Source organism: Bradyrhizobium hipponense, from assembly GCF_008123965.1.
GTDB classification, from domain to species: Bacteria; Pseudomonadota; Alphaproteobacteria; order Rhizobiales; family Xanthobacteraceae; genus Bradyrhizobium; species Bradyrhizobium hipponense.
In genome coordinates this window covers 16918-36476 of sequence record NZ_VSTH01000053.1, presented here as the reverse complement: position 1 = coordinate 36476, position 19559 = coordinate 16918, and the positions used below count along the sequence as shown (strand labels likewise).

Here is a 19559-nt window from a genome sequence, read left to right as displayed (position 1 = left end):
ATCGGTTGCCGCATGACACGAATACGCCGGTTGCTCCCTGACCCGCGCAGCGTAACCATCCCTGAAATTTTTCAACTCGATACATTGTTGTATCGAGTTGCATTCTGCTCTAAACTGGTCCGATGTCAAGGGTGAGAACCAGGCCGACCAGGGACGACACGCGCGACAAGCTGTTCGAGGCAGCCGCCCGATTGTTCGAGGAAGAAGGCATCGGCGGCGCCAGCATCGAGGCGATCGCGGCTGCGGCCGGCTTCACCCGCGGCGCGTTCTATTCCAACTTCAAGAGCAAGGACGAGTTGATCATCGCCATGCTGGAGGACCATGTCGAGCAATCGATCCGCCGCAACCTCGACATCCTCGCGCAGCATGGCAATCTCGACGATTTCATCTCGGCGCTGAAGTCGATGGACCGCAGCCGGCAGGATCCGCTCGGCCGCTCGCCGCTGCTGCACATGGAAATGATCCTCTACGTCGCGCGCGCCAAGAAGCGCCGCCCCGAACTTGCAAAGCGCCTGCGCGCGCGGCGCAAGCTGGTCGCCGACATCCTCGAGGCTACGCTAAAGAGCAACGGCAAAAACGACGCGTTGAACCCGCCCTGGATGGCTTCCGTCGTGCTGGCTTTGGAGGACGGTTTTCGCCTGCATCGGCTGATCGATCCGGAGACGACGCCGGCCGACAGTTTTCTGCGCGCGATCACGGATTTGAGGCGGAAAACGGGTTTGGCGCCGGAGTAAAGCGGCCTTACGCCGACCGCTTCATCGCAACCGCACCTAACGATCCGCGAAAGAGGCGAAGGTAATTCGGTGGGTCCGGAACCTATCCAGCACCAGTTTCAGCATGGAGCTTGTGCAGCCGGCCGGCCACGGCCCGCACCTTGCGCGGAGCGGCCTGCCAGATCGACAGCGCCGACAAGCCGCTCACCGCAACGGCGATCGCGAAGGCCAGCGTGTAGTCGCCGGCGCGATCATAGAGCACGCCTGTCAGCCAGGGACCGGCCGCGCCGCCTGCCAGCGCCGCCAGCATGATCGTGCCGAAAATGCTGCCCTGGTGCCTGCCCTGGAAAATCTCGAACACCACCGCGCCCATGATCGAGGTGAGGCCGTAGCCGAGCGCGCCTTGCGCGACAACCATCAGATAGACGAGCCAGAACGAGGGCTGATATTTCAACGCGATCAGCGCCGCGAAGCAGATCGCAAAACCTGCGCAGCTCAAAGCCCATACCCACTCCCGCCCGATCCGGTCGGAGATGTGCCCGAGCAGGATCTGGCCGGGAATGCCGAGCAGGCTGACGACGCCCAGCGCCCATACCGCGACGTTCGAACTGAAGCCGATGTCGAGCAGGAATTTGGTCTGGTGCACCTGCACCGCGTACCAGATGTACAGGCCGCAGAAATAGCCGAGCGCGATCCACCAGAACCGCGCCGTCGCCAGCGCGCGCCTCAGCGTCCAGTCGGTGCCGGCCCAGACGGGATCGACGATGTTGGAGGCGGGCCTCGCGGTGCCGGCCGACGGCGCGCCGTCGCCGTCCGGCCGAAGGCCGATGTCTTCGGGCCGCTTGTGCAGGAGCAGATTGATCGGCGCCAGTACGATCAGGATCATCAGCCCCATCGCGGTGCAGGCGGTGCGCCAGCCGGTCTGCTCGATCATGTGCTGCACCCAGGGCAGCAGCGTCACCGAGCCGATGCCGACGCCGGCAAAGGCGATGCCGATGGCAAAGCCGCGCTTGCGGATGAACCAGTTCGGCAGGAACAGCGATTGGCCGGAATACCCGAGGCAGACGCTGCCGGCACCGACCATGACGCCGATGGTCACATAAAGATGCCAGGGCTCGCTGGTGAGTGGCGCAAGCAGCAGCCCGCCGCCCATCAGCACGACGCCGAGCTCCATCACCGCGCGGGGACCGGCGCGATCCATCAGCCGGCCGATCAGCGGACTGACCGCGCCCGAGACCACGAAGCCGAAGGAGAAGGCGCCGGCGGTGATGCCGCGCTCCCAGCCGAATTCGGAGATGATGGGAGGAAAGAACAATGAAAAGGCGGTGCGCGCGTTGACGCCGATGGCCATGGTGACGAAGGTCACGGCGACCACGACCCAGCCGTAGAAGAACGGAAGCCGCATTTTTGTTTCATCCCTGGACGATCCTTCGGACCATCAGGGACCGACCGGGTCAAGCGCTTTTCGCGCATGCCCGGTGAGCGACAGCGCATTCGCATTCGAGAGCGGTTTCCCTGCGGCCCATCCTTCGAGACGCTCGCTTTAGGCGGGCTCCTCAGGATGAGGACGGAGCGCGCGGCAGCAGTTTCAACGGGCACCGATGCCGCTTAGCCTCATCCTGAGGAGACCGCAAAGCGGTCGTCTCGAAGGAAGAGGCGCGTGCTCAGGCGGCGTCGAGCTGCGACGGCTGGAGGGGCGCGTCGAACAGCATCCGATCGATCGGCTGCGGACGGCCGAACAGATAGCCCTGCGCGAAGTTGACCCCAAGCGCCTTCAACCGCTCGAACTCCTCGCGGGTCTCGACGCCCTCGGCGGTGACCGACATGTCGAGGCCGCGCGCCAGCGTCACGATCGAGGAGATGATCGCGGAACTGCGCGGCTGATGGGTGAGGTTGCGGATGAACGACTTGTCGATCTTGATCTTGTCGAACGGGAACGCGGTGAGATAGCTCAGCGAGGAATAGCCCGTACCGAAATCGTCCAGTGCAAGCTCGATACCGGCGCTCTTGAGCCGTTCCATGAAAGCATGATTCTCGGCGCCGCGCTCGAGCAGGACCGACTCGGTGATCTCGATCTCGAGCCGTTGCGGCGGCAGCCCGGAATCCCTCAGCGCAGCCGAGATCATGTCGAACAGATCCGCTTCCTTGAACTGGATCGGCGACAGGTTCACGGCAACCGTCAAATCGGAAGGCCAGCCGGCCGCATCCGCGCAGGCGCGCCGCAACACGAATTCGCCGAGCGGCACGATCAGCCCGGTCTCCTCCGCAAGGGCGATGAACTGGTCCGGCGGAATCAAGCCGCGCGTCGGATGCCGCCAGCGCACCAGCGCCTCGAAGCCGCGCCGCGCACCGCAGAGAGCATCGACGAACGGCTGGTAATGCACTTCGAGCTGGCATAGCGCGATGGCATCGCGCAGATCGCCTTCCAGCGTGTTGCGCGCCTCCAGTTCCGCCGACATCGCCTCGTCATAGATGGTGAAGCAGTTGCGGCCGGCCGATTTCGACCGGTAGAGCGCGAGGTCCGCCTTCTTCAAGAGCTGTTCCTGATCGCTGCCGTGATCCGGCGCGATCGCAATGCCGATGCTGGTGCCGATCTCCACCCGGTGTCCGGGCAGGAGGAACGGCTCGGCCACCAGCTTGGCGATCCGTCCCGCCAGCTCGGTCGAGCCGGCGCGCTGGTCCTCACAGCCTTGCTGGAGGATGGCGAATTCGTCGCCGCCAAGTCGCGCCAGCACGTCGCTCGCCCGCAACGCCGATTTCAACCGCTGCGCCACCTGGCGCAGCAGCGCATCGCCAGCGCCGTGACCAAGAGAGTCGTTGACGTTCTTGAAGCGGTCGAGATCGAGCATCAGGATCGAGAACGTGACGCCGCCATCGTTCAACTGGCCGTTGATCTCGTCGAGCCGTGAGAGGAAAAAGGCGCGGTTCGGCAGTCCGGTCAGGATATCGGTCTGGGCGACCTCTAGCACGCGCCTGTTCGCCAGCGACAGCCGCCGCGAATTGCGGCTTGCCAGCATCAGATAGGTCGCAAGCGACAGCGTCAGCAGCATGCCGACGATGAGCACCGCGACCGCGCGGTCGTAGGTCATCTCCAGCGGACCGTCGGGCGTCGGCATCGCGCGGACCTGCCAGTCGGTATCGCCGATCTTGAGCTGACCCGACCAGTGCAGGCCTTGCGCGACGTCGCGCATCGCCTGTGGGGCGTTGGCTGCCGAGGAATAATCCGGCAACGCATGCGCCATGCTGACGATTTGCCCGGTGAAGGGCGGATAGACGTTCACGCTGACCGCCGAGCTGGCCCCGGTCGTTACGCGAATGGATTGCATCAGCAGCGGCAGATCGAAAATGCCGACGACGAAGCCCGCCAGATTGCGGCGCCGGTCGGCGACCGTGTCGCGCGATGTGCCCTTGGCATAGACCGGCACCACCACGAGGGCGTTCGGCAACTGCCCGTTCTCGCGGGGACCATAGAGCTGGGCCCGCAGCGATGCAATTTGATCGTTGTCGCGTGCTCGCTCGAGCACAGCACGGCGATCCGGAACGGTTGCGTAATCCATGCCGTAGACGAGCGAGGTCTTCGGCTGCGTCGAATAGAAGACCGGAAAATATTCGTCGCCCTGCGGCGCGGTTGCAAAGCCCTCGCCCTGGAGCGACTTGATGCGATAGCCGGAGACGCCGTCCGCAATGGCGGCTGCCTCGTAGTCGGCGCGCTCCCTGCGATTGACCCGCGGCACCCAGGCAACGCGCAGCATGCCCGGATGGCGCTCGAACAGGCGGGCGCTGAAGGTCTCGAATTCGCTGCGGGTGATTTCCTCGTTGGCCGATTCGAACAGGGTCCGCAGCGCGACAAGCCGGCTGATATACTCGTTCATGCCGTTCTGCATGATGAGGGACTGGGTTTCGGCCGCGTTCTCGAACTCGATCCTGTTGACGCGATCCTCCCATCGCGCGACCGCGGCGGCGCCGACCAGCGAGAACAGCAGACCGAGACCGGCCGCAACAAGCGCAGGACGATACAGCCGGAGCAGCGGCCCAAGCCGCCACCGCCCGGTCATACGTCCCCGATCCTGATCATTCTGATCGCGATCGCTCATCCCAAAGCCGCCGTCCCCTCTTTCGCGGCGGACCGAACCTGTGGTTGAGCCGCCGGAGCCACTATCGGAACAGGACCGCGGTTAAGAACTGGAGAATTTCGGAACCCGGCTGTTTCGCATTGCCCGGCTTAGTTAATGAAGTGCTGGATTGGCGCGACATCTGTGCAAGTAAATTGCCGGTTTTCCCCGGAGTAGTACGGAGCGGCCGATACATCGCCGATTCATGCTGCCGGGATATCCTTGAGCTTCTCCCGCACTCGGCAAGACTTCTTGATGTATCGATCTCGATCCGCGACACGCATCACCTTGACCATCGCGCTGTTGGTCGCGACCATGCTCACGGCCCGAGGCGAGGAGACCGGCGTCAGCAACGATGCGATCCTGTTCGGCCAGGCCGCCGCGCTCGAGGGCCCCTCCTCCGCGCTCGGACAGCGCATGCGGCAGGGCATCGTCGCCGCGTTCACCGAGGTCAATGCGAAGGGCGGCGTGCACGGCCGTAAGCTCCAACTGCTCAGCCGCGACGACGGCTACGATCCCGATCGCTCGGTGGCGCAGACCTTGCGGCTGATCGAGGACGACAAGGTGTTTGCGCTGATCGGCGCGGTCGGCACGCCGACCGCGGTCGCGACCATTCCGATCACCAGCGCCCGCGGCGTCCCCTTCATCGGTCCGTTCAGCGGCGCCGAATTCCTGCGCGACCTCGAGCTCTCCAACGTCGTCAACATTCGCGCGAGCTACGGCGCGGAGGCCGAGGCCTGGATCAAGCACCTGACCGAGGACCGTCACTTCACCCGGATCGGCATCTTCTACCAGGACGACGCCTTCGGGCGCGATGGTCTCACCGGCGTGAAGCGCGCGCTCGCCAAGCGCGGCCTCGAGCTCGCCGCCGAAGGCACCTTCGAGCGCAACACCCGCGCGGTCGCCTCGGCTTGGCGGATGCTCAAGCGCGCCGAGCCCGAGGCCATCGCCATGGTCGGGACCTATGGTCCCTGCGCCGAATTCATCAAGCTCGCGCACCGCAGCGGCTTCCATCCGACCTTCGTCAACATCTCCTTCGTCGGCGCCGTTGCCCTCGCCGGAGAGCTCGGCCCCGAGGGCGAAGGCGTCATCGTCTCGCAGGTCGTGCCGTTCCCCTGGGATCGCTCGCTGGGACTCGTCGCGGATTACCAGGCGGCGCAGAAGGCGTTCGACCCGGCGCTGACGCCGGACTTCGTGTCGCTGGAAGGCTATCTCTCTGGCCGCCTCGCGGCCGCGGCGCTGGAAAAGGCCGGGCCGAATCCAACGCGCGCCGAGCTGTTGCGAGTCGTCAACGAGATCGGCAGCTTCGACATTAGCGGCAACATCGTCACCGTCGGCCCGCGCATGATCGACACGCCGCCAAAGGTGTTCTTGACGGTGATCCAGAAGGACGGGACGTTCAGGGCAGTCGATCGGCTGTAGGGCGCATCGAATGACACACGGCTGCTGCTCCGAATGAGGTGCGTTCAGCAATCGCATATGGATTTCACGAGTATTGTCCGCGGGCTTGCTCCGCCTCTCCCGCATGCGGGAGAGGCCGACGCGCTCGCAGAGCGCGGCGGGTGATGGCTCTCGCCACGGCGGGATATCCTCCCCAATCTCAACAATCCCGACGCGGAGACAACCCCCACCCCAGCCCTCCCCCGCAAGCGGGAGAGGGGGCGCACCGCCGATGTCGCCGCATCGTGCACCCATATGCGATTGCCCTGCCCTCCAGGGGAGGGAACGGAGAAAGCATGAGTTAGGCGTGCTAAGGCCTCCGCGTCCAGCGCTCTGCATTGACGGCGCCCGGCGGGATTTCGCCTTTGACGATCGCTTCGACCTGCCGAACGGTTTCCAGCGACTGATATTCGATCGCCTGCGGTGTCAGGCCGCCGACATGCGGCGTGGCGATCACGTTCGGCAGCTTTGCCAGCTCCGGTGTCGGCATCTGGTCGGGCGCGCGGCCGACATCCATTGCAGCACCTGCGATGCGGCCCTCCGTCAGCGCCCGCGCCAGCGCCGCCTCGTCGACGAGATTGCCGCGCGACAGATTGATGAACACGGCATGCTTCTGCATGCGTGCCAGCGCCGCCTCGCCGATCAAGTTCTCAGTCTGTTCGTTGGCGACGGCGAGGCAGACGACATAGTCGCAGGCCGCGAGCAGTTCGTCGAGCGCGACCTGCCTGATCGCAGCATCGCTGACGGTCGCGAAGGGGTCGGACACCAGCACCTCCATGCGCAGCACTTTGGCTACCTCGGCGAGGTAGCGCCCGATGCTGCCATAGCCGATGATGCCAATCCGGCTGCCGGCGAGCTGACGGCCCATCCGCGCCTCCGGCTTGCGGCCAGCCTGGTAGTCGGCGGTCGCCCGCGATACGCCGCGCGACAGATCGACCATGAAGCCGAGCGCGAGCTCGGCGACTGCCTGCACGAAGCCCGGGCCGGCGCGGGTCACCAGGACGCCGGCGTTCGAGGCCGCATCAACATCGACGTTGCGGATGTCGACGGCGCAGCGGACGAACGCGCGCAAGCGCGGCAGCTGCGAAAAGATCCCGCCGCGGCCTTCCGTCATGCGATCGGCGACGATGATGTCGGCCTCCCTGGCCGCGTCGACGAGGCTGGCTGCACCGAGGGGCTGATCGCCCTCGTGCAGGATCACCTCGGCGATCGCCCGCAGGCCGTTCAGGCTGCGATCGCCGTAGTAATTGCGGCGCATCTCCGGCGTGTGAGCCAACAGGACCTTCATGGCAAGACCTTCATGACAAGACTTTCATGACAAGACTCCTTCAATAGCCGAACGCGCGCGGCAGCGCGGTCGAGAGCGACGGCACGAACGCGATCACCAGCAGGCAGAGCAGCAGCAGGCCCAGATAGCCCATGATCGGCTTCACGGTCTGCTCGATCGGCACGTTGCCGATCAGGCAGGCGCCGTAGAGTCCGAGCCCGAGCGGCGGCGCGAACAGGCCGATGCCCATCGCGATGACGAGCACGACGCCGAAATGCAGGGGATCGACGCCGAGCTGCACGGCGACCGGCAACAGCAGCGGCCCGAAGATGATCAGCGCGGCTGCGCCTTCCAGCACCGATCCCATCACGATCAGCACCGCGATCGCCAGCAGCATGAACAGCCAGACGCCGCTGGTCTTGGACAACCCAAGCATGAAGTCGCCGACCGCATGCGGCACCTGCTGGAGCGTCAGCGTGAAAGCGAGCGACTGCGCGGCCGCGACGATGAAGAGGACGAGCCCCGCCCGCGTCGCCGCCTGGACAAAACTGTGCGCGGCCGTTTTGAAGCTGAGCTCGCGGAACACAAGAGCGCCGATGACGAGGGCGTAGGCGACGGCGAAAGCCGAGATCTCCGTGGCCGTGGCAAAGCCGCTCTTGAAGCCGAAGAAGATCATGAAGATCAGGCCGAACGAGGCAATCGCGCCGCTCCACAGGCCGGACACCGGAATCTGCGGCTCGATCTCCTCGACCGCGGCGGGACGCTTGCCAAAGATGATCGAGACGACGATCAGGACCAGCGCCATCAGCGCCGCCGGAAGCAGACCGGCGACGAACAGCCCGCCGATCGACAGATTGGCGACGAAGCCGAGGATGATCAGGTTGATGCAGGGCGGAATGGTCTCCGCCATCACGGCGGATGCCGCAAGCAGCGCCACCGCGCCACCCGGATTTTGTCTGGAGCGGCGCGCCGCCGGGATCAGCACGGAGCCGACGGCAGCGACATCGGCCATCTTCGAGCCGGAGATGCCCGAGAACAGCACCATCGAGGCCACCATCACAACATTTAGCCCGCCGCGCATGCGTCCCACCGCACGCTGCAACAGTTCGATCAGGCGCACCGACATGCCGTTGGCCTCCATCAGATAGCCGACGAGGATGAAGAACGGGATCGCCAGCAGCACGAAATTGTCGATGCCGCGCGCCATCTGCTGGGCGAAGATGACGCCGGGCAGCGCGCCCTCGACCCAGATGAAGATCAGCGCCGCCAGCGCCAGCGCAAAGCCGATCGGCAATCCGCCGAACAGCGTTGCGAAGAAGCCGATCAGCATCAGCGTGCCCGCCGACGGCACCGAGGACGGGGACAAATAATCCCAGGCGAGGTAGAGGCCACTCGCCACGACGATCGCAATGAGGCCCCTGACGATATCGGGAAGCGGCCTTGCGCATAGCTGGTCGATCGCGAACACCGTCATGAACAGCGCGCCGAGGCCCATCGGGTAAAACGTCAGCTCCAGCGGCAGCCCGGACCCGGTGGTCTGTCCCGCCGTCAGCGAGCCCAGCTTGATCGCGTGATAGGCGACATAGGCCGAGATCAGCACCACCAGCAGCGCACTGGCCGCATCGACCAGCGCGCGCAGCCGCACCGGAGCCAGATCGCGGAAGAACGACACCCCGACATTCTCGCCGCGCGCCAGCGCGCTCGCCGCGCCGAAGAAGGCGGAGCCGACCATCAATCCGCGCGCGACGTCGTCCGACCATTCGACCGGCGCGTTGAAGAGGAAGCGCAGCAGCACGGAGGCGCACACCACCACGAGGTCGGCGGCGAGCAGGACGGCCGCGACCGCGTCGCTCACGCGGAGCAGGAGGGTGACGCTTGCGTGACGACCGCCCGAGAGCGACACCGCGCCCGTCAACGCCATCTCAGGCTTGACCATCTCACGCTTGAGTCGCGCGGACGATGTCGATCACGGCCTTGGACTCCGGCCGCGCCCTGATGAAATTCTCGGTCTGCGGCGCGACGCGCTTGCGGAACGCGTCGCGGTCGCATTCCGCCACCGTCACGCCCTTCTCGGTCAACGCGGCCAGCGCTTCCTTCTCGACCGCAAGCCCGTGGGAACGCGTGTCGGCCGCGGCCTTTTTCGCGGCATCGAGAAAGCCGTCGCGCAGCTTCGGATCCATGCGGTTGAAGGTCATGTCGCTGAAGTAGATCGCAAGCGGCGAGAAATTGTGCTGCGTCAGCGCGTAGAATCTTGCCGTCTCGAAGAACTTGCTGGCCAGGATCGTCGGCGGATCGTGCTCCAGGCCGTCGAGCACGCCGGCCTGCAACGCCGTGTAGATTTCGCCGAACGCCAGTGGCGTCGCGGCTGCGCCCATCAGACGCAGGCACTCCGTGATCACCGGATTGGGCAGCGTCCTGATCTTGAGCCCGGCGAGATCCTCGGGGGTCTTCACCGGCTTCCTCGCCAGCACGCTGCGCGAGCCGAAATTATAGGCCCAGGCGATGATGCGTATGTTGCCGCCCTTGAGCAGCGCGTCCTCGATCGGCTTGGCAGCGCCGGCATCGAACGCCTTGGTCTGCTGCGGGAAGCTCGCGAAGAGGTAGCCGAGATCGAAGGTGCCGACCAGCGGCACCAGATTGGCCGAGATCGACGAGCCCGACACCATGAGATCGATCACGCCGAGCTTGACCGAATTGATGACGTCGATCTCCTGGCCGAGCTGGTTGTCGGGGAAGAAGGCGACCTCGATCTGCTCACCGAGACCGTTCGCCTTCAGGTTCTTGACGAGATTGTCGTAGTAGACGCGCCCGTTGGCATATTTCGGATCGTTCGGAAGCGAGGAGGAACATTTCAGCTTCAACGTCGCGGCCTCGGCGCGGCCGATGATGGCGGGGGAGAGCACGAGGCCGGCGGCGAGCGCTGTCGACGATTTGATGAACGTGCGACGGCTGACGGGCGCGATGATCATGGCGCGGTCTCTCCCAGATTTTTTTTGCAGCCGCGATCGTTGTCGCAGCGTGTTGGCGCGACTGTATGGCCAAAGCGACAGCGCAGGCAAGGGTTGCAGCAAGGGTTGCAGACCTCGTTGCGCAACGGTCCCAGCGGCGAGCGCATCGGCGGCGGCCGAACCGAAATGGCTATGTTTGCCTAGATTTCGGCGACGCCGCGCAATGGCGCGGCGGCAGAAAGGCTGCGGCGCAAGACTGGCGCGGATCGATCCAATTCAGGTATCGATCAATGCCAAACGCATCTTGATAGATTCGCCAGCGCTCGGCGCGCTGACGCGCAACCGGAAAAGCAAGAGCCGCAGGATCGCTCTCCGCGATCCCGCAGCTCCTCGTGTTGGAACGGCTGGACTTCGAAGTCAGCGCGAATGCGCGCCGCTCAATTGGCCGCTCCCCGCCTCGACATCGCGCGACGGACGCAGCGCGTAGGCACCATCGCCAAGCAGCGCTTGCGCCACCAGCGCGATCGCCCAGACGGCGGGGAATTCCCAGCCACCCTTCGGGTTGGTGAAGAAGAAGCCGGCGGCGCCATGCACCGTGAAGATCGCGCCGAGCAGGACCGGGATGCCGGCCAGCGCCGCGTAGCGGGTCCAGATGCCGAGGATCAAGGCGACGCCGCTCAGCACTTCCACGGTCATCACGACATAGGCGAGTTCGGACGGGAAGCCGAGGCTGCCGAAGTATTTTGCGGTCCCGGCCGGGGTGAAGACAAACAGTTTCAGGCTGGCGTGGGCCAGGAAAAGCGCGCCCAGTGTCACGCGCAGCACCAGCGCGGCATAGGGAGCAGTACGGGAATCGATCATGGCGGTCTCCTATCGGACCGAGCTATGATCTATTCTCAGTCGAATGATAATCCGCTATTGTGAAAATATACTTCACACCGATAGAGTGAAATAGATGCTCGACCGGCTGACCAGCCTGGAGGTCTTTGCCAAGGTGGCGGCGATCGGCAGCCTGTCCGGCGCGGCCAGGGCCATGAGCCTGTCGCAGACCATGGTCACCAAGCATGTGGCCTCTCTCGAAGCTCGGCTCGGCGTCAAACTGTTCCACCGCACCACGCGGCGGCTGTCCATCACCGAGGCCGGACGCAGCTATCTCGAATCCTCCGAACGGATCCTTGCCGACATGGAAGTCGCCGACGCAGCGGTCGCGCGCGAGCGCATCGAGCCGCGCGGACTGCTGCGGGTCAACGTGCCCGTCGTATTCGGCACCCGGCAGATCGCTCCGCTCATCTCAGAGTTCTCGGAACGTCATCCCGAGGTCACGATCGAGCTCGGCCTCAACGACCGCCTGGTCGATCTCGCCGATGAAGGCTGGGACCTTGCGATCCGCATCGGCACCTTGCGCGACTCCAGCATGGTGGCGCGGCGGCTCGCGCCGAACCGAATGGTCGTCTGCGCAGCACCGTCTTACCTAGCGAAGCATGGCACGCCGCGTACCGTGGCGGACCTCGCCGCCCACAATTGTCTCGGCTACACGCTTTCGCAGCAGGCGAGCGCGGCGGAATGGCTATTCGGGGCGAACGGCGAGATCCGGGTCCAGGTCAAGGGCAATCTGCGCGCCAACAATGGCGACGCGCTGCGCGCCGCGACGTTGGGCGGCCTTGGCCTCGCGCGACAGCCAACCTTCATCATCGCCGATGATTTGCGCGCCGGCACGCTCGTCGCGCTTGGGCTAGACCAGCCGGAAATCCAGACCTCGGCTGTGCATGCGGTCTACCTGCCCGACCGCCGACCGCCGGCCAAGGTCCGCGCCTTCATCGACTTTCTCGCAGGTTGCTTCGCGCCCGAACCGCCTTGGGACCGCGGACTGTCCTGACGCAGCACGGCTTATCGCTTCAACCCCGGGGATCCTGCCCCATTTTGCCGCAGCCCGGCGAGCGTGATCCAGTGCACAGACAGGGTCATGGCGGGCGACTACAAAAGGTGACATCATCGCGCGCATTGCCGACGGAGGTAACATCATGCGCCGTCCAGCCCTTTGCAGTTTGTTTCTTGCGTCCGGCCTCCTTGCTCTCACACAACTCATGACAACGACGCAGGCTGCGGCTGAAGCGCGGCTTGCGCTGGTGATCGGCCAATCGGCCTATCGCACGGTGCCGGAACTGCCCAATGCCGCCAACGACGCCAAAGGCATGGCGGAGTTGCTCGGCAACGCCGGCTTCACCGTGACCACCGCCCCCAATCTGGCGCAGAACGAGATGCGCGAGGCGATCTCGGATTTCGCCGGCAAGGTCAGCGCCAGCGGCGCCGACACTGTCGCGCTGGTGTTCTATGCCGGCCACGGCCTGCAGATCGACGGCGAGAACTATCTGGTGCCGGTCGACCTCGATCCCAAGCGCGAGGCCGACATTCCCTTGCAGGGCGTGCGGCTGAACGACCTTCTCAACACGCTTGGCGCGCTGCCGACGCGGGCGCGCATCTTCATGCTCGATGCCTGCCGCAACAATCCCTTCCCGGCGCTCAGCGGCGCCGGCCACGGGCTTGCGATCGTCGACACCAAGGCCGGCGCGCCCGGCTCTTTCATTTCCTATTCGACCTCTCCAGGCTCCGAAGCCGAGGACGGCTCCGGCATCGACAGCCCCTACACCACCGCGGCGCTGAGTGTGGCCAAGCAGCCCAACCTGCCGATCGAGGAAGTGTTCAAGCGCATCCGCATCGCCGTGGCGCAATCGACCGATGGGCGGCAGATCCCCTGGGAGAGTTCGTCGCTCACCACCGACTTCAAGTTCTTCGGCGACAGCAGCGGCCAGCAACCTTCCGCTCCGGGCGCAGGCTCGATGGCGCTTGCAAGCGCCACGCGCAGCGTCGAGGACTGGCGCAAGGATTTGCAGGGCAAGGATGCCAAGGCCGCCTATGATCTCGTGATCGCTGACGATACCGTGCCGGCGTATCAGGCCTATGTCGAGCTGTACGCGCAGGCGTCGTTCACGCCGCGCCTGCGCACGATCCTGGAGCGCCGGCGCCAGATGCTGGCGTGGGAGCGGGCCACCGCGATCAACACCCGCGCCTCGTTCGAGGCCTATCTTGCCAACTGGGACAACAGCGACTTAGCTGCAACCGCGCGCCGGCTGCTGCTCCGCGTGCAGAACCGCAATTACGCTTTGCCCGTTGCGGCCGCTGCGGCCCCAGCTCCGATCGCCGTCGCGCTGGCACCGACCTGCCCGTGCTCGACGCCCACGACACCGGCAACGCCGATCAACCCGACGGTCGCACCCATCATCAAGAAGCGCGTCGACGACACGCCGCCCAAGCGCAAGGTCGTCGAGACGCCGCCCAAGCGCCGGCCGCCGCCGCCCGACGAAGTCGTCTACGAGCGCGCGCCGCCGCCGGATCGCGGCCCGCCGCCCGGCGCTGTGATGCAAGGCATCGGGATTGGTATCGGGATCGGCATGGGAATGGGAATGGGTGGCGGCCGCGGTGGCGATTATCACAACGACCGCGGCCGGTACTGAGGCTGCCGCGAGGCGGAGGACAAATATGTCCTCCGTCATTGCGAGTGAAGCGAAGCAATCCAGGGTCTTTCCACGGAAAGATTCTGGATTGCTTCATCGCACCAGCGCAAAATTGCTTCGCAATTTTGTCGCGGGCTCCTCGCAATGACGACAGAAACGCCGCAGAGAGCCAATCATCGCCAGGACATTTCTGTTGATGGCCCAGGAGTTGCGTGGTCTGCCGCCTTCCATCCCGGAAATGCTGTAGTCTGATCGGCCGACGCAGGCTTTCCGGGGACTCCACATCGATGCCGCACGACGATCACGCCAAGGCGACATGGCCGCTGTTCCGATCGCTGGCGTCCTATTCGCTGCCCGGCGACCTCCTGGCGGGGTTGACACTTGCAGCGATTGCCGTCCCCGAGCAGATGGCGACCGCGCGGCTCGGCGGATTTGCGCCGCAGATCGGCTTCTTCGCGTTCATGGCGGGCTCGCTCGGCTTCGCGCTGCTGGGCGGCAACCGCTTCCTGTCCTGCGGCGCCGACTCCACGATCACGCCGATCTTCGCCGGCGGGCTTGCCGCGCTCGCCCTCTCCGGTTCGCCGGAATATCAGGGACTCGCCATCGCGCTGGCGCTGATGGTGGGCGCCATGATGCTCGCCGGCGGCGCCTTCCGCCTCGGCGGCATCGCCAACCTTTTGTCGGTGCCGGTGATGGTCGGATTCCTCGTCGGCATTTCCGTCCACATCATCGTGTCGCAATTGCCGGGCGTGCTGGGGCTGGGGTCGCCCAGCGGGCCGACGCTCGATCGCATCGGCGTGCTCGCAAGCGAGCTCGGCCGGACCAACCCCTTCACGCTGTGCATCGGCTTCGGTGTTCTGGCCGTGGTCTTCCTCTCCGAGAAGGTGAGCGCAAAAATTCCGGGCGCGCTGATCGGGCTTGTCTCCGCGACGCTGGCCGTGATCGGGCTCGGCCTCGAGAGCAAGGGCGTCAACGTCGTAGGCAGCGTGCCGGGTACGCTGCCGCGGCCGACTCTGCCTGATCTTGCGCCAGAGCAATGGGTGCGCCTGGTGCCGCTCGCCTTCGTGATCACCGTGGTCGTGATGGTGCAGACCGCGGCCACCACGCGGTCGTTCCCGTCCGATCTCGACCAGCCTGCCGATGTCGATCGCGATTTCCTCGGCGCGGGCGCCGGCAGCGTGCTGGCCGGGCTGTTCGGCGCGTTTCCGGTCAATGCCAGCCCGCCGCGGACGGGAATCGTTGCCGAGACCGGCGGGCAATCGCAGCTTTCGGGCCTCGCCGCCGCGGCAATCGTATTGGCGTTGCTCGCGTTTGGAACAGGGTTGCTGCGGCATGTGCCGGATGCCGCGCTTGGCGGCATTTTGCTGTTCGTGGCGCTGAAGATCATCCGCGTCAAGCAGATCGTCACGATCTATCGGCAGTCCTTCAGCGAGTTCTTGCTGATCATCGCCACCGCCGCGCTGATCATCGTGCTGCCGATCGAGCAGGGCGCGTTCCTCGGCATCGTGCTGTCGCTGCTGTACGGCATCTGGAGCATCACGCGCGCCAAGCTGGTCGAGTTCGAGCGCGTGCCGGGCACCACGATCTGGTGGCCGGCCCATCCGCACGTCGCCGGCGAGCGCATCGCCGGCGTTGCCGTGATCGGTCTCCAGGCACCGCTGTCGTTCCTCAACGCGCCGGACTTCCGCAGCGACGTGACCAGCGTCCTCGGCACCTCGGCCCCGCAGCTTCTCGTGCTGGAAGCGAGCGGCATGGTCGAGATCGACTTCACCGGCGCGCAGATCCTGCTTGAAATCTTCAAGGCGTGCAGTGAACAGGGCGTCACGGTGGCGCTGGCGCGGCTGGAATCGGTGCGCGCACAGGACGCGTTCGAGCGCTTCAACCTGTTCGATGCCCTGCCGAGGGAACACCTGTTTCGCAGCGTCGACGAAGCCGTGCGCACGCTGGCGAAAGCGAATTAGGTTGGGCTGGGCCGCGGGCTCGGTGCATCTCGCCCGCTTGCGGGAGAGGTCGACACGCTCGCAAGAGCGTGGCGGGTGAGGGCTTTATCCATTCGCGACATATCGCTGGTGGAGCCACCCTCTCCCCCAACCCTCCCCCGCTTGCGGGGGAGGGAGCGCACCCTCCTCGTGGCAACAATCAGCCTCACTGCGTCAGCGCGGGATAATCTCGCTGTACCGTTTCGCGGATCCAGCTGGCGTGGATCGCGCGAAACAGGATCTGCGCGGTCTTGAGATCATTCGCCTTCATGCAGAGGTCGACGATGCGACGGACCGCATCGTCGCGCATTAGGCCGTCCGATATCTTCATCGCGATTTCCATTGCGACCTTCGCCGCACGCTCGTAGCGCTCGCTGTCGCGCTTGTTGTTGCGACCCGCGCCCACCGCACTCGCGATTGCAGCCTCACATATCGCGCGGATGCGCTCGGCGGCTTCGATATCGCCCAGCGGCCACTCGATCGCTTCGTCCCAGATGTCGCCCGGCTTCTGCCTCGCGAACCACTTCATCCCGCCACCCGTGGTCTTCCAGCCACCGAATTATTGCACTTCAGCGGTGCCAGCATAGACAACCATGCCGAGATCGGCGAGGCGGTCTTTCCGCCGGCGGTGGATCGGTGCGTTCAAGACGTCCGCCGCGGCCCGATCGCCTCGAACTGCGCCTTCTGCTCGTCATTCAGCGTGGCGTAGAAATCCTCAAGCGCAGCGCGGACCGACTTGATCCCGTCCAGCATCACGTCGAGCCGCTTGCGGATGGCGGCCATGCGCGCCGGCGGCGTCATCACGTCGCCGGGCTGGCACGCCGCTTTGAGCGATGCGTTGGCCCTGGCGCTGCTGTCCTGGAGCACCTGGAGTGCGGCGCGCTGCGTGTCATCCAGGTGAAGCCTCGCCTCGATCTCGGCACCGGGCCAATCGAGCGCGGCAGGCGCGCTGCAGTTCTGGACCGGCGATCCATTGGCATTGTTCGACGCCGTCGCACGACGACGCTGGTCCTCGGCGAGTGCATTGAAGCGGGCCTTCTGTTCGTCCGTGAGCGAAGCGTAAAATTTGTCGAGTGCGGGCTGGACGAGATCGACCGCTTTCTCCATCGCCTCGACGCGCTGCTGCATCGCTGCGAGGCGGCCGGGCGCCGTCGCCGCGACCTGCGCCGGACAGGATGCGCGGATCAACTCTGCCGCCTGAATCGAGGCATTGCCGAGTTCGTCGAGGCTTGCACCTTGCGCATCCGTCGGCTGCACCGCGGCTGCGATCTGGTCGATCGGCAGACCGACGATTTCGCGGCGATCGCTGCCGCACAGTTGATCGAGCGCAACGCCCCGCGCGCGCCGTCGTCCTTGCGGGCGTTGCGGCAGATAGGCCGACAGACCGTCATAGCCATAGGGACCGAAGATGCCGGCATAGATGTCCGGATAGCCGTAGCCCCAGAAACCGAGACCGTCGCCCCAGACTGCGTAATCGTAGAGATCGTTGTAGGCGAACGGCCAGAACAGCGGTCCGACCCAGCCGTAGCCGCCACCTGCATGCTGCCACCATCCGCTGCTTGCGCCATGCCAGCCGGCAAGTGCGGCCGCGGCCGCGATCTGGGCACGGGCCGCCGGATTGCTGATCAGCCGGCCGTTGCGGAACGCGCTGGAGTGCGCGTTGAGGGCATTGCGGAAATTCGCAGGGCGGACGCCCGCATTGCGGATCTGACCGAAGTTCGGGCCACCATGTCGGGCTCCGGTTGCGAACCGCATCCCGCCATGATGCCCGCCGCCGCCATGCGCGTGCGCAAAACCGTGACCGCCGAAATGGCCGCCGCCGAAATGCCCACCGCCATGACCGCCTCTGTGCCCACCGCCGGCGTGCCCACCGCCGCCATGACCGCCGCCGCCGTGTCCACCGCCACCGTGTCCGCCCTTGGCCAGAGCCGCGCCTGCAAGCATGCAGGCAAGCGCCATCGCAGCAATTCCAATGACCGGTCGCAACATCGCATCCTCCCGCAGAGCCGCACCATTGAGGCATCGGAACTTGGCGGGAATTGGAACCGGCTGGCCTGCCGAAAGTTCCGCTGCCTGCCGCTAAACCTGCGGCACGATCTTGCCGGGATTGAAAATATTGAGTGGATCGAGCGCCTTTTTCAGCGCCCGCATCGCATCCAGCGCCTCGGGTCCGAGTTCGGCCTCGAGGTATTTCTGCTTGCCCTGGCCGATGCCGTGCTCGCCGGTGCAGGTGCCGTCCATCGCCTGTGCGCGCTCGACCAGACGGTGCATGAACTCCTCGCCGCGGGCCATTTCATCGGCGTCATTGGTGTCGCAGACCAGCGAGCAGTGGAAATTGCCGTCGCCGACATGGCCGACGATTGGCGACAACAGATTGAGCCGCTTCAGATCCTCCTCGGTCTCGCCGACGCACTCGGCAAGGCGCGAGATCGGCACGCAGACGTCGGTCGCGACCACGCCGATGCTGTCGCCCGGCCGCAGCGCCTTGACGGACCAGTAAGCATCGTGCCGCGCCTGCCACAGCTTGGTGCGATCCTCCGGCTTGGTGGTCCACGAGAAATCGCCGCCGCCGCACTCCTTTGCGATCTCGCCAAAGGCCTTGGACTGTTCGGCGACCTCGATCTCGCTGCCGTGGAATTCGATCAGCAGCAGCGGCGTCTCCGGCAGCGTCAGCTTGGAATAGGCGTTGCAGGCCGTCACCTGCGCGGCATTGAGCAACTCGATGCGCGCTACGGGAATGCCGGTCTGGATCGCCAGGATCACCGCCTGACACGCGCCATGCACGGTCTCGAACGACACGGCGCCGGCCGCGATGGTCTCGGGGATGCCGCGCAGGCGGATGGTCAATTCCGAGATGATGCCGAGCGTGCCTTCGGCGCCGACGAACAGATGCGTCAGGTCGTAGCCTGCGGAGGACTTTTTTGCACGCGTGCCGGTCGTGATGATCTCGCCGTCGCCGCGCACGACTTTCAGCGCCAGCACGCTCTCGCGCATGGTGCCGTAGCGCACCGCGTTGGTGCCGGACGCCCGGGTCGAAGCCATGCCGCCGAGCGAGGCGTCCGCGCCGGGATCGATCGGGAAGAACAGGCCCTGGTCGCGCAGGTGCTCGTTCAGCGCCTTGCGGGTGACGCCGGGCTGAATCACGCAGTCGAGGTCCTCGGCATGCACCGCGAGCACCTTGTTCATGTCGCGCAGGTCGATCGAGATTCCGCCCGCAGGCGCATTGACCTGGCCCTCCAGCGAGGTGCCGGTTCCGAAGGCGATGACGGGCACGCCGTTCCTGGCGCAGATCCGCACGACGTCCTGGATGTCGGTGGTCTCCTGCGCCATCACCACGCCGTCCGGCGGCTGGTTGGGGATCCACGTCGTGGTGTGGCCGTGCTGCTCGCGCACGGCCTGCGAGGTGATGAGGCGGTTGCCGAACCGTGCGGCAAGCTGCTCCAGCGCGCTCGCAAGGGCTTTCGGCTCCGGCCGCGGCGGATTATTGGTGATGGTCGTACCCACGGACATTCCTCCCGACAGAAGAACCGTGGCAAAGGACATCTAACCGGTCAAGTCAAGCGACCGGACGGATAGCAGGATGGAAAC

At 65.5% G+C, this 19559-nt stretch carries 14 protein-coding genes; 5 read left to right on the top strand and 9 right to left on the bottom strand.

From position 1 onward, the window contains the following. Positions 1–122 precede the first annotated feature (122 nt). Complete coding sequence (locus FXV83_RS17235; protein WP_148740598.1) at positions 123–734, top strand: TetR/AcrR family transcriptional regulator; 612 nt, start codon at positions 123–125, stop codon at positions 732–734. Between the two features lie 82 nt (positions 735–816). On the opposite strand, the gene FXV83_RS17230 is transcribed toward FXV83_RS17235, so the two are convergent. Together FXV83_RS17230 and FXV83_RS17225 are read right to left on the bottom strand one after the other, a co-directional pair. After that, positions 817–2118 carry an MFS transporter gene (locus tag FXV83_RS17230; RefSeq protein WP_148740597.1) on the bottom strand — a complete coding sequence of 434 codons (1302 nt, stop codon included), beginning with the start codon at positions 2116–2118 and terminating at the stop codon, positions 817–819. Positions 2119–2377: 259 nt separating this feature from the next. Then, positions 2378–4768: a bifunctional diguanylate cyclase/phosphodiesterase gene (locus FXV83_RS17225; protein WP_148740596.1), complete on the bottom strand. Its 2391-nt coding sequence runs from the start codon at positions 4766–4768 to the stop codon at positions 2378–2380. A 312-nt stretch (positions 4769–5080) separates the two neighbouring features. On the opposite strand from FXV83_RS17225, the gene FXV83_RS17220 reads away from it, so the two are divergent. Further along, positions 5081–6247 (top strand): ABC transporter substrate-binding protein, encoded by a 1167-nt coding sequence (locus tag FXV83_RS17220; RefSeq protein ID WP_148740595.1) that lies wholly within the window; start codon positions 5081–5083, stop codon positions 6245–6247. A 328-nt stretch (positions 6248–6575) separates the two neighbouring features. On the opposite strand, the gene FXV83_RS17215 is transcribed toward FXV83_RS17220, so the two are convergent. The 4 genes from FXV83_RS17215 to FXV83_RS17200 form a co-directional block, all read right to left on the bottom strand. Further along, positions 6576–7553 carry a hydroxyacid dehydrogenase gene (locus FXV83_RS17215; RefSeq protein ID WP_148740594.1) on the bottom strand — a complete coding sequence of 326 codons (978 nt, stop codon included), beginning with the start codon at positions 7551–7553 and terminating at the stop codon, positions 6576–6578. Between the two features lie 40 nt (positions 7554–7593). Further along, positions 7594–9468, bottom strand: coding sequence for a TRAP transporter large permease (locus tag FXV83_RS17210; protein WP_235939768.1), 1875 nt, complete (start codon positions 9466–9468; stop codon positions 7594–7596). Position 9469: 1 nt separating this feature from the next. Beyond that, positions 9470–10501 (bottom strand): TRAP transporter substrate-binding protein, encoded by a 1032-nt coding sequence (locus FXV83_RS17205; protein ID WP_187435966.1) that lies wholly within the window; start codon positions 10499–10501, stop codon positions 9470–9472. A gap of 396 nt (positions 10502–10897) precedes the next feature. Next, entirely contained in the window at positions 10898–11341 is a 444-nt protein-coding gene (locus tag FXV83_RS17200; protein ID WP_148740592.1) for a DoxX family protein, read from the bottom strand. A 94-nt stretch (positions 11342–11435) separates the two neighbouring features. Here FXV83_RS17200 and FXV83_RS17195 point away from each other — a divergent pair, with 94 nt between their 5' ends. The 3 genes from FXV83_RS17195 (at position 11436) to FXV83_RS17185 (ending at position 15953) form a co-directional block, all read left to right on the top strand. Further along, positions 11436–12356, top strand: a complete 921-nt coding sequence (locus FXV83_RS17195) for a LysR family transcriptional regulator (protein WP_148740591.1) — start codon at positions 11436–11438, stop codon at positions 12354–12356. Between the two features lie 145 nt (positions 12357–12501). Further along, on the top strand, positions 12502–13992 hold the full coding sequence (locus FXV83_RS17190; RefSeq protein ID WP_148740590.1) for a caspase family protein: 1491 nt from the start codon (positions 12502–12504) through the stop codon (positions 13990–13992). A 287-nt stretch (positions 13993–14279) separates the two neighbouring features. Then, a complete protein-coding gene (locus FXV83_RS17185; RefSeq protein WP_148740589.1) occupies positions 14280–15953 on the top strand; it encodes a SulP family inorganic anion transporter in 1674 nt (557 codons plus the stop codon). A 184-nt stretch (positions 15954–16137) separates the two neighbouring features. Here FXV83_RS17185 and FXV83_RS17180 read toward each other — a convergent pair whose 3' ends face one another. From FXV83_RS17180 to FXV83_RS17170, 3 genes are all read right to left on the bottom strand, one after another. Continuing rightward, complete coding sequence (locus tag FXV83_RS17180) at positions 16138–16500, bottom strand: hypothetical protein (protein ID WP_148740588.1); 363 nt, start codon at positions 16498–16500, stop codon at positions 16138–16140. 113 nt (positions 16501–16613) lie between these two features. Next, positions 16614–17960 (bottom strand): Spy/CpxP family protein refolding chaperone, encoded by a 1347-nt coding sequence (locus FXV83_RS17175; RefSeq protein WP_148740587.1) that lies wholly within the window; start codon positions 17958–17960, stop codon positions 16614–16616. A gap of 90 nt (positions 17961–18050) precedes the next feature. Beyond that, positions 18051–19475, bottom strand: coding sequence for an FAD-binding oxidoreductase (locus FXV83_RS17170; RefSeq protein ID WP_148740586.1), 1425 nt, complete (start codon positions 19473–19475; stop codon positions 18051–18053). Positions 19476–19559: the final 84 nt, after the last annotated feature.